General features: G+C 29.7%; 10 protein-coding genes. All 10 read left to right on the top strand.

Annotated features, from left to right (window positions below; genetic code table 11):
• Window positions 1-456: 456 nt before the first annotated feature.
• Entirely contained in the window at window positions 457-1,527 is a 1,071-nt protein-coding gene (locus Q3287_RS03615) for an ABC transporter ATP-binding protein (RefSeq protein ID WP_407963541.1), read from the top strand.
• Window positions 1,511-2,380: a carbohydrate ABC transporter permease gene (locus Q3287_RS03610; RefSeq protein ID WP_074179237.1), complete on the top strand. Its 870-nt coding sequence runs from the start codon at window positions 1,511-1,513 to the stop codon at window positions 2,378-2,380. Before Q3287_RS03615 ends, Q3287_RS03610 begins: the two co-directional genes overlap by 17 nt.
• 37 nt (window positions 2,381-2,417) lie before the next feature.
• The gene (locus tag Q3287_RS03605) at window positions 2,418-3,278 is read left to right on the top strand and encodes a carbohydrate ABC transporter permease (protein WP_054271859.1); all 861 of its coding nucleotides are present in this window, start codon (window positions 2,418-2,420) and stop codon (window positions 3,276-3,278) included.
• A gap of 30 nt (window positions 3,279-3,308) precedes the next feature.
• Window positions 3,309-4,613 (top strand): ABC transporter substrate-binding protein, encoded by a 1,305-nt coding sequence (locus tag Q3287_RS03600; protein ID WP_407963540.1) that lies wholly within the window; start codon window positions 3,309-3,311, stop codon window positions 4,611-4,613.
• Between the two features lie 62 nt (window positions 4,614-4,675).
• Window positions 4,676-5,938 (top strand): alkaline phosphatase family protein, encoded by a 1,263-nt coding sequence (locus Q3287_RS03595; RefSeq protein WP_407963539.1) that lies wholly within the window; start codon window positions 4,676-4,678, stop codon window positions 5,936-5,938.
• Between the two features lie 149 nt (window positions 5,939-6,087).
• Window positions 6,088-8,094 (top strand): excinuclease ABC subunit UvrB, encoded by a 2,007-nt coding sequence (uvrB, locus tag Q3287_RS03590; RefSeq protein ID WP_054271856.1) that lies wholly within the window; start codon window positions 6,088-6,090, stop codon window positions 8,092-8,094.
• Window positions 8,095-8,112: 18 nt separating this feature from the next.
• Window positions 8,113-10,938, top strand: coding sequence for an excinuclease ABC subunit UvrA (uvrA, locus tag Q3287_RS03585; protein WP_407963538.1), 2,826 nt, complete (start codon window positions 8,113-8,115; stop codon window positions 10,936-10,938).
• Between the two features lie 257 nt (window positions 10,939-11,195).
• Window positions 11,196-13,013 carry an excinuclease ABC subunit UvrC gene (gene uvrC / locus Q3287_RS03580; RefSeq protein WP_054275754.1) on the top strand — a complete coding sequence of 606 codons (1,818 nt, stop codon included), beginning with the start codon at window positions 11,196-11,198 and terminating at the stop codon, window positions 13,011-13,013.
• Window positions 13,013-13,942: an HPr(Ser) kinase/phosphatase gene (gene hprK / locus Q3287_RS03575; RefSeq protein WP_054271853.1), complete on the top strand. Its 930-nt coding sequence runs from the start codon at window positions 13,013-13,015 to the stop codon at window positions 13,940-13,942. The genes uvrC and hprK overlap by 1 nt, the downstream gene beginning before the upstream one ends.
• A 146-nt stretch (window positions 13,943-14,088) precedes the next feature.
• Complete coding sequence (locus tag Q3287_RS03570; protein WP_407963537.1) at window positions 14,089-15,885, top strand: MutS-related protein; 1,797 nt, start codon at window positions 14,089-14,091, stop codon at window positions 15,883-15,885.
• Window positions 15,886-15,914 lie beyond the last annotated feature (29 nt).

The following is a 15,914-nucleotide window of genomic DNA, read 5'->3' as shown; positions in this document are numbered from 1 at the left end:
TGAGTAAATTTATTAAAATTAAAAAAAGTTTTGTTTTTTATGTTTAGACCCTACAAATTTGGGACATAATATAATTGTAAAACTTAATATAGCAAAAATAAATTACTCAATCTCCCCCACTTAAAGGCCTCTATCCCCCATAGAGGTCTTTTTTATTTTCTTTTATTTTCAACTCTAATCTTATAAAAATAAAGAGTCTTATATATCATTCTGTAAATTAAAATTATCTTGTTATACTAAATATTAAATATAGAAACTATAGAAAGTTATAAATAATATAAATAGCATATTCATTTAAGTTTAGTATATTTAACAAAAAATGTTTACAATTTAACCTTCATTTTAATAAGTTTACTATATATTCACTTTGTCTTAATATATCCTTTACAAATTAAGAGTATTATTAATCTATAAGCAAATCATAAAATGAAATCAAATATTTTAGGAGGATAAAAAATGGCAGATATAAGACTAGAAAATGTCACAAAATCTTATAATAAAAAAAATACCGTTATAGAAAACTTAAATCTTACTATAGAAGATGGTTCTTTTACAGTGTTGGTAGGCCCAAGTGGATGTGGTAAATCTACTACACTAAGAATGATTGCAGGTCTTGAAGATATAACTTCAGGTAAATTAAAAATTGAAGAAAATGATGTAACAAAAACGGATGCTAGCAAAAGAGATATAGCTATGGTATTTCAGAACTATGCGTTATATCCACACATGACTGTCAAAGAAAATATAGAATTTGGTCTTAAGAATAAGAAGGTACCTAAAGAAGAGAGAGAACAACTTATAACAGAAGTTATTGATGTGGTAGGATTACAAGAATATTTAAATGTGAAACCAGGTAATTTATCTGGAGGTCAAAGACAAAGAGTAGCACTTGCTAGAGCTATGGTTAAAAATCCAAAGGTATTTTTAATGGATGAGCCATTATCAAATTTAGATGCTAAATTAAGAAACCAAATGAGAACAGAATTAATACAATTACATCAAAAACTAAAATCTACATTTGTTTATGTAACTCATGACCAAGTTGAGGCAATGTCGATGGCAGATAAGATAGTGATAATGAACAAAGGTAAGATAATGCAAATAGGTTCCCCAAAGAGAATATATCAAAATCCTAAAAACTTATTTGTAGCCCAGTTTATTGGAAATCCTTGCATGAATATACTAAGTATCAAAAATGATGTTAAGCTTGGATTTAGACCAGAAAAAGCAACACTAGAGAGTATAAATATAGATGGAAAAAATGATGGTGTATTTAGCTTATTTGGAAAAGTAGTTACTAAAGAAGTCTTGGGAAATGAAACTATATATTGTCTATCTGTTCTTGATAGTGAGATAAGAGTTAAAACAGAAAATGATATATTTGATATTGGAAGAACCTTAAGAATAAGCGTGTTAGAAAAAGATTTATATTATTTTGATAAGTATGGAGAGAGAGTAGAAGATTTAAAAAAATGTAAAAATATGTATTCTAAAATCAAAGGAGATATTTATGAAAAAGCAATTTAACAAAGCATATTTATATATAACACCTGCTATTATAGGAACTCTTTTGTTTATAGTATATCCAATAATCAAGACAATATCTTTAAGTTTTAAATCAGGAAGTCTTCTTAGTTCGACTTTTGAAAATGTAGGTTTAAATAACTATACAGAACTCTTAAAGAATCCAGAATTCATACAAACTATAACTAATACAGCAATTTATACTTTCTTTATGGTAGTTATATCTATTTCATTAGCTATAGTACTTGCTGTTTGGTTAAATAAAAACTCTATAATACACAATTTAACGCAAAGTATAATCTTTACACCACATGTAATTTCACTAGTATCTGTAGCTGTATTGTGGCTTTGGATTATGGAGCCACAATATGGCTTTTTAAACTGGATACTGTCAACACTACATTTACCAACATCAAAATGGCTTTCAAGTGAAAGCTCAGCTTTAATGTCACTGATTCTAATAGGAATATGGAAAACTCTTGGATATAATATTTTAATAGTGTTGTCAGGTCTTAAATCCATACCAAACTATATATATGAGGCATCTAAATTAGATAACGCGAACAAGATAACTAATTTCTTTAAAGTGACATTGCCATTATTGTCACCAACAATATTTTTTCTTATGATAACAACAACAACTGCATCATTTCAAGTGTTTGATGAGATAAGTATAATGACACAAGGTGGGCCATTAGGTTCAACCAATATGTTGTCTTATTATATATATGAGTCTGGATTTATATATTATGATATAGGACAAGCAAGTGCAGCGAGTATGTTTTTACTAGCTATAGTTATGATTGCTACATATGCTAATTTCAGATTACTGTCAAAGAAAGTTCACTATCAATAAAAAAATAGACATAAGGCCTATCAAGAAGGAGGAGAAAATGGATATTATACAACCTATCAAAAAAGACAAAATTAATATAAAGAAAATAGCATCAAAATCAATAGAAGTATTAGTTTTATTACTTTTATCTGCAATATTTATATTTCCTTTTATATGGATGTTATCGACATCTTTTAAAAATCCACAAGAAATGATGCAATTACCACCTACTATAATACCAAATGATATAGTGTTAGAAAATTATAGCACAGCATGGAATTCAGGACCATTTTTTAGATATTTACTAAACAGTGTATTTGTAACAGGAAGTGTTTTAATCATACAGTTTTTAGTGATGGTTCCAGCAGCTTATGCATTTTCTAAAATTAGATTTAAAGGCGAAAAGGTATTATTTGGACTTTTACTTATAGGGCTTATGATTCCACCACAAGTAACTTTTTTACCAGTATATATGATGATGAGTAAGTTTGGATTTATAAATACATATGTTCCACTTATAATTCCATTTATGACATCTTCATTTGGTATATTTCTACTTAGACAAAATTTCATGCAGATTTCAGATGAGATTATTGAAGCAGCTAAACTAGATAATGCTTCTGATTTAAAGATAATGTTTAAAGTAATGGTTCCTATGGCAAAACCAGCAGTAATAACATTTATATTATTCAATTTTATATATCATTGGAACAATTACTTTTGGCCTCTAGTAATGACAAATACAGATGCCATAAGAACTTTACCAATAGGGGTGGCACTTCTTAAATCTTCAGAAGGAATTACTGCATGGAATGTAATAATGGCAGGAAATATAATTCTAATTTTACCAATAATTCTTGTATATATATTTGCAAATAAAAAGGTAAAAGAAGCTTTTATGTATTCAGGAATAAAATAAAAAATTAAAGACTAAATTTGGAGGATGAAAATGAAGCTTAAAAGAAAATTAGCAACAGGATTAGCAATAACATTATTATTAGGTTCTTTAGTTGGGTGTTCAAATTCTAATGATTCAAATACATCTAAAGGGGAAAAAACTGATAGCAATATTACAAAGATAGATTTCTGGGCTCCTTTGGGTGGAACTAATGGAGAAACTGCACAAAAAATGGTTGACCAGTTTAATAGTGAGCATAAAGATGTACAAGTAAATATGCTAAAACAGAAAGATTACTATGAAAATGCAACAAAATTACAGGCAGCCTTAACTTCTAAAGACCAACCAGATGTAACATTACTAGAAATAACTCAAACAGGTACATTTGCATCAGCAGGAGCTTTAGTAGATATGAGCAAGTATTTTGATAAAACATACCAAGAAAGATTTTTTTCTGGTCTTTTAACAAATTCATATTACGAAAACAAGTTTGTTGGGATGCCATTTAATAGAAGTACTCCAATATTATACATAAATAAAGATATGGCAACTAAAGCAGGTCTTGACCCTTCAGGTCCAAAGTCATGGGAAGAACTTAAAGATTATGCTAGTAAGATGACGAATAAATCAGAAGATACTTATGGTTTTGAAACACCAATAGATATTTGGTTCTATGAAGCTATGGTAATGCAAAGTGGTGGAGAAATAACTAATGGTAAAAAAGTAGCGTTTAATAATGAAGCAGGGCAAGCACCAGTTAAATTTTGGCAAGATATGATGAAAGATGGAATAATGAAAATGCCTCCTGGAGAAGATTATAATGCTTGGGATGTGGCAAAACAAGATTTTGTAAATGGTAAAGTAGGCATGATATTTACATCAACAGCTGATTTAGCAGGACTTATGCAACAAACAGAAGGTAAATTTGAAATATCAACAGCATTTTTACCAAAGAATCAAAAATACGCAACTCCTACAGGTGGAGCAAATCTAGTTATGCTTGAAGGTGGGACAGATAAAGAAAAAGAAGCAAGTGCAGAATTTATAAAATGGATGACTCAAACAGATAAGATAGTTCAATTCAGTTCATCAACAGGGTACTTACCAACAACTGAAGATGCAACTAAGTCTGAAAAATTACAAACACTATATAAAGAGAAACCTCAATATAAAGTTGCAACTGACCAGTTACAATATGCTGTAGCACTTCCAATGTTAAATGGATATAAAGAAGCAACTGATAAGCTAATGGATGAAATTAAAAAGGGACTTACTGACTTAAATGTATCTCCAAAAGATGCAGTAAGTAAAGGAACTTCTGCAATGCAAGCAGTAATAGATAAAACAAATAAATAATTATTTATAGCCATAAACTGATTAAAAGTATTTAATAATATATGAATGAAGAGGTAATGTAAATGACAAAAGTTATAGTATTATCAGTAGATTCTTTATTTGAAAAAGACTTGAAATTCGTAAAAAATCTCCCAAATTTTAAATCTATATTAGAGAATTGCTCTATAGTAAAAAATATAAATTGTGTATATCCTACTTTAACATATCCATGCCATACTAGCATGGTTACAGGAGTATATCCTAAAAAGCATGGTATATATCATAATGAAAAATTTGACCCAAATAAAGAAAACAAAGATTGGTATTGGTATTCAAAGGATATAAAAACAAAAACTATTTTAGATGTAGCAAAAGAAAATAATTTAACTACCGCTAGTGTATTATGGCCTGTAATGGGAGCAAATCCAAATATAGACTTTAATATTGCAGAAATATGGGCACCTAATAGAGAAGATAATCCAAGAGAGACTTTTGAAAAAAGTTCTAGTAAGATTATAATGGATAGTATTTATAATAAACATTGTCATTATATTGATTGGAAGCTAGAACCTAACATGGATTTGTTTGGAGTAAACTGTGCAGTAGATATTATAAAGGACTATAAGCCTGATTTAATGTTGATACATTTGGCGACATTGGACCACACAAGACATAATTATGGATTATTTAATGAGCAAGTGGATGAAGCATTGAAAATGAATGATGAATGGCTAGGAGATATAATTCAAGCTACAAGGGATGCAGGTACATATGAAGATACAAACTTTATAATACTTGGAGACCATGGTCATCTTAGAGTTGACAAAGTTATAAATCCAAATGTTTTACTTGAATCAAGAGGATTTATAACAGTAGAAGATGGAGAAATTAAACATTTTGATGCCTACGTAAATTCTTCTGGTATATCAGCTCAGATAATAGTAAATAACTTAGATAGATTAACGGAGTTAAGAGAACTACTTGAGGAGTTTAAAGAAGAATTATTCATAGAAAATATTTTTAGCAAAGAGGAAGCATCTGAACTTGGTCTTGAAGGTGATTTTGAAATGGTAATTGAAGGAATTGAAGGAATTTCGTTTGGTAATGATGTAGAAGGAAATATTATAAAGGATTCGGATATAAAAGATTATAAATTTGCTGTTGCAACACATGGTCATTTACCTACTAAGGGTAATAGACCTCCATTTATAGCTTTTGGACCTAATATTAAAAGTGGTGTGGTTATAGAGAATGGAGATTTGAGGGCACATGCAGCAACTATATTAAAGTTATTTGGTTTAATGTTGGATGGAACTGAAAAAGAGGCATTTGATTTTATCATATAAATTGGATAAAGTATTTATTTTACATGTATTATAGACTTCTATTGTAAAGATAGAAGTCTTTTTTTATATTTTAGATTTAAGTAAAATTTAAATGGGTAAAATATTTAAAATAACTTAAACAATTTTATAAAGGTATGATATAATAATAAATGTTAGGAACTAATGTTCGAAAAAGGAGTGATACCGTGGATTTTAAAATAAAATCAGACTTCAAACCTACAGGTGACCAACCAGAAGCTATTAAATCAATAGTGGATTCTATAAATAGAAATGAGAAATTTTCAACATTATTAGGAGTAACGGGTTCAGGAAAAACATTCACAATGGCAAACATCATTCAGCAAGTTAAAAAGCCTACCCTAATAATGGCTCACAATAAGACACTAGCAGCACAGCTTTACAGTGAGTTTAAAGAATTTTTCCCAGACAATGCAGTTGAATATTTTGTAAGTTACTATGATTACTATCAACCAGAAGCATATGTAGCTCACAGTGACACTTATATAGAAAAAGATGCAAGCATAAATGATGAAATAGATAAACTTCGACATTCTGCTACGGCATCTATTTTAGAAAGAAGAGATACTATAATAATATCATCTGTATCTTGTATATATGGACTGGGTGATCCAAAAGACTATAAAGAACTTATGCTATCTATAAGACCAGGTATGCAAAGAGACAGAGATGATGTAATAAAAAGGTTAATAGAGATACAATACGAAAGAAATGACATAAATTTTACAAGAGGTACCTTTAGAGTTAGAGGAGATATACTAGAGATATTCCCAGCAAGTAACGATGAGAAAGCAATAAGAATAGAGTTTTTTGGTGATGAGGTAGATAGAATAACAGAGATTGATTATGTAACAGGAAAGATTGTTGGTACTAGAAACCACATTGTTATATTCCCTGCATCTCACTATGTAACAACACCAGAAAGAATTGAAAAGGCAATTGTAGAAATAGAGGACGAACTTCAAGAGCAAATAAAATTTTTTAAGGAAAATGATAGACTTTTAGAAGCTCAAAGAATTGAACAAAGGACTAAGTACGATATAGAAATGCTAAAAGAAATAGGATTTTGTCAAGGGATAGAGAACTACTCAAGACATATTACAGGTAGAGAAGAAGGAGAAAAGCCATATACTTTAATGGATTTCTTTCCAGATGATTATTTAATAATTGTAGATGAGGCACATGTTACTATACCACAAGTAAGAGGTATGTATGCAGGAGATAGGTCTAGAAAGACATCTCTTATAGAGAATGGATTTAGATTACCTTCCGCACTTGACAATAGACCATTAAATTTTCAAGAATTTGAAGGAAATATAAATCAGATGTTGTTTGTAAGTGCTACACCAGGGCCTTATGAAATTCAACATTCAGAAACTATAGCGGAACAAATAATAAGACCAACTGGACTTTTAGACCCAATTGTAGAAGTAAGACCTATCAATAATCAGATAGACAATTTGGTAGGAGAAATAACTAAAACTATAGAAAAAAATGAAAGAGTGCTTATAACCACTTTAACCAAAAAAATGAGTGAAGACTTGACTAATTACCTTAAAGAGATAGGGATAAAAGTTAAATATTTGCATTCAGATATAGTTACATTAGAAAGAACAGAAATAATAAGAGATTTAAGACTAGGAAAGTTTGATGTACTTGTAGGAATAAATCTACTTAGAGAAGGATTAGATATACCAGAAGTTTCACTTATAGCAATTTTGGATGCTGATAAAGAAGGTTTCTTACGTTCCGAAACAGCATTAATACAGACTATTGGACGTGCTGCTAGAAATGAAAATGGAAGAGTAATCATGTATGCAGACAGAATAACTGATTCAATGCAAAATGCTATTGATGAGACAAAGAGAAGAAGAGATATACAAAATCTATATAATGAAGAACATAATATTACTCCTAAGACTATACAAAAAAGTATAAGAGATAGTATAGAAGCTACTAAGGTAGCAGAGGAAGAAGTTGTATATGGAATATCTGACACTGATGATAAAGATGAAATAAGAGATAATATAGAAAAATTAAAATCAGAGATGATGGAGGCTGCTCAAAACTTACAATTTGAGAGAGCAGCAGAACTTAGAGATAAAGTAAAACAATTAGAAGAAAAATTGGAAAAATAGAAAGGTAAAAACAACATTATGGAAGATAAAATTATAATAAGAGGAGCAAAAGAGCATAATTTAAAAAATGTAGATTTAGAATTACCAAGAGATAAATTTATTGTTTTTACAGGGTTATCAGGTTCTGGAAAGTCTTCTTTGGCATTCGATACAATATATGCAGAAGGTCAAAGAAGATATGTAGAGAGTCTATCAGCCTATGCTAGACAATTTTTAGGTCAAATGGAAAAGCCAAATGTAGAATATATTGAGGGGTTATCACCAGCTATATCAATCGACCAGAAGACTACTTCAAAAAACCCACGTTCTACTGTTGGAACAGTAACTGAAATATATGACTATTTAAGATTATTATTTGCAAGAGTAGGAGATGTATATTGTCCTACATGTGGTGAAAAAATAAGTCAAATGACTATCCAAGAAATAGTTGATAAAATGCTAGATTTTCCAGATAGAACGAAATTACAAATACTTTCACCAATTGTTAGAGGTCAAAAAGGTACACATAAAAAGGTTTTTGATAATATCAAAAAAGAAGGATTTGTAAGAGTTAGAGTTAATGGTGAAAATTATGAAGTTAGCGATGATATAGTTCTGAATAAAAATCAAAAACATAATATAGAAGTTGTGGTAGACAGAATAGTAATTAAAGATGGAATTGAATCTAGATTGGCAGATTCGATTGAGACTGCAGTTAAGTTATCAGATGGTCTTGTAATAGCTCAAATAATAGATGGAGAAGAAATTCTTTTTTCAACTAAATTTGCATGCCCAGAACATGGAATTGGTATAGAAGAATTATCTCCAAGAATGTTCTCATTTAATGCTCCTTTTGGTGCTTGTGATGTTTGTAATGGTCTTGGAGAAAGTAAAGAAGTAGACCCTGAATTAGTAGTACCAAATAAAGAATTATCAATAAAACAAGGTGCAGTTGCAGCATGGGGGTCAACTGGTGTTAATGATGATACTTATTATAGTAAAATGATAAAAAGCTTAGCAGAACATTTTAATGTATCTTTGACAACACCATTTAAAGATTTACCAGAGGATTTTGTTGAGGAATTACTTTATGGTAAAGACAATATAATTGTAGAGTTTACTTATGAATCAAAATTTGGAGGAACTAGAAATTATAAGTCATATTTTGAAGGTGTAATAGTAAACTTAGAGAGAAGATATAGAGAAACCAACTCAGAGTACATGAGAGATAAGATTGAAGAATATATGGCAGAAAGACCATGTCCAAAATGTAAAGGGATGAGACTTAAAAAGGAAGTTTTATCTGTTTTAGTTGATGGAAAAAACATAATGGAAGTTACAAACTTATCTGTAAATGAATTGATTGACTTTATGGAAAATATAAACCTTACAGAGAAACAGAGATTTATAGCTCATGAGATTATAAAAGAAATAAAAGGAAGAGCTATGTTCTTAAGAGATGTAGGTCTTGATTATTTGAATTTATCAAGAAAAGCTGGAACTCTATCAGGAGGGGAAGCACAACGTATAAGATTAGCAACTCAAATAGGTTCTGCACTTGTTGGGGTTTTATATGTACTTGATGAACCAAGTATAGGACTTCATCAAAGAGACAATGATAGGCTTATAGGTACACTTAGACACTTAACAGACCTAGGAAATACCTTAATTGTTGTAGAGCATGACGAAGACACAATGAGAGAGGCTGATTATGTTTTAGATATTGGGCCAGGTGCAGGTATACATGGTGGTGAGATAGTTGCACAAGGAACTTTGGATGAAATAATTAAAAATGAAAACTCAATAACAGGTCAGTATCTAAGTGGTAAAAAACAAATATTACTTCCTGAGACTACTAGAGAAGGAAATGGAAATTTTATAGAAATAATTAAAGCATCAGAAAATAATCTAAAAAATATAGATATAAAATTCCCATTAGGTAAGTTTACTTGTATAACAGGTGTTTCAGGCTCTGGTAAAAGTACACTAATAAATGACATACTTTACAAAGGTGTAGCAAGTAAAGTAAATAGACTTAAACAAAGAGCTGGCAAACATAAAGAAATAAAAGGAATTGAAAATATAGATAAAGTTATAAATATAGACCAAAGCCCAATTGGAAGAACACCTCGTTCAAATCCTGCTACTTATACAGGTGTATTTGATTTTATAAGAGATATTTTTGCAGCAACTAATGAAGCTAAGGCAAGAGGTTATAAAAAAGGAAGATTTAGTTTCAATGTAAAAGGTGGGAGATGTGAAGCTTGTAAGGGCGATGGAATAATAAAAATAGAAATGCATTTCTTACCTGATGTATATGTTCCTTGTGAAATTTGTAAGGGTGAAAGATATAATAGAGAAACACTACAAGTAAAATACAAAGATAAAACTATATCTGATATATTGGATATGAATGTGGAAGAAGCTGTTGAGTTTTTCGAAAACATACCAAATATAAAAAGAAAATTAGAAACTTTAATGGATGTAGGTCTTTCATACATCAAATTAGGTCAGCCTTCAACTCAATTATCAGGAGGAGAAGCACAACGTATAAAATTAGCTGCTGAGCTTAGTAAAAGACCAACAGGAAAGACATTGTATATATTAGATGAGCCTACTACTGGACTTCATATGGCAGATGTAGACAAGCTAATCCAAGTGCTACAAAGATTAGCAGATACAGGAAATACAATTATAGTTATAGAACATAATTTAGATGTCATAAAGACTTGTGATTATGTAATAGACCTAGGACCAGAAGGTGGAGATAAAGGTGGAACTGTAGTTGCAACTGGAACACCAAAAGAAGTATCTAAAGTTGATGGGTCTTATACTGGTCAATTTTTAAAGAAATATTTTTCTTAAATCATCTAAAATGTTATAAGTTTTAAAATTAGAGGTATAAGCTGATTATATCTTTTAGAACCTAATTAAATATAAGTTGTAAGCAGTCAATAAAAGAATAAAGTCCATATTACTCTTCATAAGGTTTGTTTTTAAATCAATTATGGAAGGGGGATATGGACTTTAACTTGTTTAGAGTACTGGAAACTGTATAACTTTTTAAATTTCACATTTTAGGGTATAATTTTAATATAAAATTTAATGTTTTGGAGGGCTATATGTTTGATATACAAGAACATTTAAAAAAATTACCTTCTGAGCCCGGAGTATATTTAATGAAAGATAAATACGACCATATAATATATGTGGGAAAAGCCATATCTTTAAAAAATAGGGTAAGGCAGTATTTTCAATCTTCAAAAAACCATACATCTAAAGTAAAATCTATGGTTAAAAATATATATAAATTTGAGTATATTATAACGGATTCAGAGTTGGAGGCATTAATACTTGAATGTAATCTAATAAAAAGATACAGACCTAAGTATAATGTAGTACTTAGAGATGATAAAACTTATCCATATATCAAAGTAACTACAAATGAAGATTATCCGAGAATCTTAAAGGTTAGAAGAGTTCTTAAAGATAAGGCAAAGTATTTTGGACCATATACTAATATAACTGCTGTGAATGATACTTTGGAACTTATAAATAGTACCTATCCAATAAGAAGTTGTAAAATAGATATTGAAAAAGCGATAAAGAATAAAACAAGACCCTGTTTAAATCTGCATATAAATAAATGTCTAGGGCCTTGTACAGGAAATGTTTCTAAGGAAGAATATGGAAAGATGATAGAAGAAATTATAATGTGCTTATCTGGTAAAGAAGAGAAATTGATGGAGCTTTTAAAGGAAAAAATGAATGAGAGTTCTATGAATTTTAGATTTGAGGAAGCTGCGGTATATAGAGATAAAATAAAGAGTCTTGAAGAGATGATACAGAAACAGAAAATAGATACTAATGTAAGTGACTTAAATCAAGATGTGGTTGCAATGGCAAGAGCCCATAATGAAGCCTGTGTACAGGTATTTTTTATCAGAAATGGTAAGATTGTAGGTAGGGAACATTTTATATTAGAAGGTGTAATGGATAGCCCAAGAGCCTCTATATTAGGTTCATTTGTAAAACAATTTTACAATGAACAAGAGTATATACCAAAAGAATTAATTATAGAAGATGAGATAGAAGATAGTTCTATATTAGAGGAATGGTTGTCATCCAAAAAAGGTCAAAAAGTAACTATAAGAGTACCACAAAAAGGAGAAAAGAAAAGCTTAGTTGAAATGGTAAGAAAAAATGCTATAGAGTATCTTGAAAAGTTTTCTGATATGAATAAGAGAAAATATGAAAAGAGTATTGGAGCATTAGAAGAATTAAAACGTCTATTAAATCTAGAAAAGTTACCAATAAGGATAGAGGCTTATGACATATCAAATATACAAGGCGTAGACTCGATTGGCTCTATGGTAGTATATACAAATGCTAAAAAAGATAAAAAAGAATATAGAAGATATAAAATAAAAACAGTCATTGGACCTAATGATTATGATTCTATGGCTGAAATTGTAGATAGACGATTAAAACATGGAAATTTACCTGACTTGATATTATTGGATGGTGGAAAAGGACAAGTTAGCGCAGTAAAAAAAGTATTAGAACTTAATGATGTAGATATACCTCTTTGGGGAATGTACAAGGATGATAAGCATAGAACCAAGGGATTGATATGTAAAGGAAAAGAAATAGAGCTAGATAAAACAACCAATTTATATAGATTTATTGCTAGTATACAAGAAGAGGTTCATAATTATGCAATAACATATCATCGAAGTTTAAGAAATAAAGCTTTGACAAAATCTATCTTAGATGATATACAAGGAATAGGTGAAAAAAGAAAGAAATCATTATTAAATCACTTCAAAGATGTAGATGCTATAAAAAAAGCTACTATGGAAGAACTTTTAGAAGTAGAGGGAATGAATAAAAGCATTGCAGATAATGTTTATAATTTTTTTAGGAAGGAAGAAAACTAATGGAAACTAGCAATAAGGTATCGATAAGAGAGATAATAAAAGACTTGAAGTTAAAAGTAGTGTACATGCCTGATGATGTAGATTATTATGTCTACTCTCAAGATATAAATAGACCAGGGTTACAGTTTGCAGGATATTTTGATTACTTTGCGTATGAAAGAATACAAATAGTTGGGAAGACAGAATATAATTTCTTTGGATTAATGGATAATACTATTAGAGAAGAAGTGTTGGATAGATTTTTCTCATATGAAATACCTGCTCTAATAATCTCTAGAGACTTGGAAATCAAGCCAGATGTAATTGAAAAAGCTAAAAAATATAAGAGAATACTTTTGAGTACAAATAGAAACACAACTAGACTTATAAATAGACTATCAAATTATTTGGATAATAAATTAGCACCACATACAACAATTCATGGTGTGTTAGTTGATATTTATGGAATAGGTGTACTGATAAAAGGTGAAAGTAGCATAGGAAAGTCAGAAACAGCATTAGAACTGATTCAAAGAGGAAATAGACTAGTTGCAGATGATGCTGTGGAAATAAGAAAACTGGATGAAAGTATGTTGATGGGACAGTCACCTGAATTGATAAGACATTTCCTTGAGATAAGAGGAATAGGGATAATAGATGTTAGAAGTCTATATGGAGTAGGAGCAATTAAAAATTCTAAAATGATAGATTTAGTAGTTCATCTAGAAGCTTGGGATGAGACTAAGTATTATGACAGACTTGGGCTTGATAAAGAATATGAAGAGATACTTGGTGTCAATGTAGAGAAACTAGTTGTACCTGTTAAGCCTGGAAGAAATACTGCTATGATATTAGAAGTAGCAGCAATGAATTTTAGACAAAGAGGAATGGGATATGATGCAGCACAAGAGTTTACTAAAAAACTATCAAAATTAATTGATACTAAGTAGTGCAGACTGATATTAAAATTAAGTTGTATCTAATATTTATTAATAATATATATTAGATAAGGATAATTTAAAGTAATAGATTAAAACTGCACTAGATTAATTTTATATTTGGATTTTATTATATAACAAGAAAGTTGGAATTTTTTATGGGAATAGACTATTTTAGTAAACTTTTAGAAAGTACTACTGAAAAAGAATTGCTCTTAAGTAAAAAGTCAAATAATATAAGTACAGCGAGATTAATCTCTTTTTTGATAGTGATAGTAGGATTTGCTATTGGACTTTACAATAAAAATATAGTGGGTGTTTTTGTTGGAGTTGTAGCGATTGTAGCGTTTATAGCACTCTTAGTTATTCATAATAAAGTAAAAGAAGAAGAAATGTATTTTAAAAGTAAGATTGATGTAATAGACAAGTATATAAAACGATTTGGAGATGGCTGGAAAGAATTTAAAATAGATGGTAAAGAATACTTAGAAGATGAAAATTCACAAGCAAAAGATTTAGATTTGTTTGGAAGAGCTTCATTGTATCAATATATCTGTGTGGCTAATACATCTTATGGTAAGAAGTCTTTGGCTAAGTCATTATGGAATGAAAATCCAGATGAGAAGATAATCTTAGAGAGACAAATGGCAATAAAAGAACTTTTATCAAAAGATGATTTTTCTATTCATATTCAAACACTGAGTAATATAATTGGTAAGGAGCAAAAAAATAATTCTGATAGTAGTATAGAAGCATTCATAGAGTATGGAGAAAATAAGGATGTATATATACCAAAATGGATGCATATTTTTACTTGGGGTCTACCTACTGCTACAATCCTATCTTTTATATTTTTTACATTAGGTTTTTTACCTATTTTGCCTGTTTTTCTACTTTTCATAATACAGCTGGGATTTAGTGGTTTTGGGCATACGAGACTTATGCAGACTCTTTCACCATTATTTTCATTTAGTAGAAATATACAAGTATATGAAAAGATGTTTGAGGTTTTAGAAAAAGAGACATTTGAGAGTGATTATTTAAAAGAATTACAAAAAAAACTTTCTAAGGGAAGTGGCGTTTCAAAAGGTATTAAACAACTAAATTCAATAGGAAATGCTGTAAATTTAAGATATAATCAGATATTATATATAATTGCTTGTGGTGTTCTTATGTGGAATTATCATTGTGCAGAATCACTGGAACGATGGAAAGGTGTGTATGGAAATCAAATTAGAGGCTGGCTAGAATCTATTGGAGAATTTGAATCTATAATAAGTTTAACAGTTATTGGTCATGTAAAGGAGAATACATGTTTTCCAGTAATAAAACATGAAGACATTCCAAGGCTAAAAGTTGAAGAAGTATATCATCCATTAATAGCAGAAAAAAGTGTTATAGCAAATTCAATACAATTAAATTCTCAGACATGTATTATTACAGGTTCAAATATGTCTGGAAAAACAACATTTTTAAGAAGTATAGGAGTGAATTTAGTATTAGCATATGCAGGAGGACCAGTATGTGCTAAGAATTTTGATGCAACTTGTATGGCTATATTTACATCTATGAGAATACAAGATGATGTAAGCCAAGGAATATCAACTTTTTATGCTGAGATTCTTAGAATAAAATCAATGATTCAATATAGCTTAAAAGAATTACCAATGTTGGTTTTAGTGGATGAGATTTTTAAGGGAACTAACTCTGCTGATAGAATTATTGGAGCAAGTGAGGCAGTAAAGAAATTATCAAGACCATGGGTTATAAGTATGGTTACAACACATGATTTTGAGTTATGTGACCTTTCAGGTAGTGGAGATGTTGAAGTTGTAAACTATCATTTCTCAGAGTACTATGTAGATGATAAAATTCATTTTGACTATATGATAAAAGATGGAAGATGTAAAACTACAAATGCAAAACAACTTATGAAAATGGCTGGAATTCTTTAATTAATATATAAGACTAGGAAGTTGTATTA

The sequence above is a fragment of the Clostridioides sp. GD02404 genome, from assembly GCF_045898275.1.
In the GTDB taxonomy this organism is placed as follows: domain Bacteria; phylum Bacillota; class Clostridia; order Peptostreptococcales; family Peptostreptococcaceae; genus Clostridioides; species Clostridioides difficile_A.
Note: the sequence above shows the minus strand (reverse complement) of the source record. Positions and strands in the feature narration are given on the sequence as shown.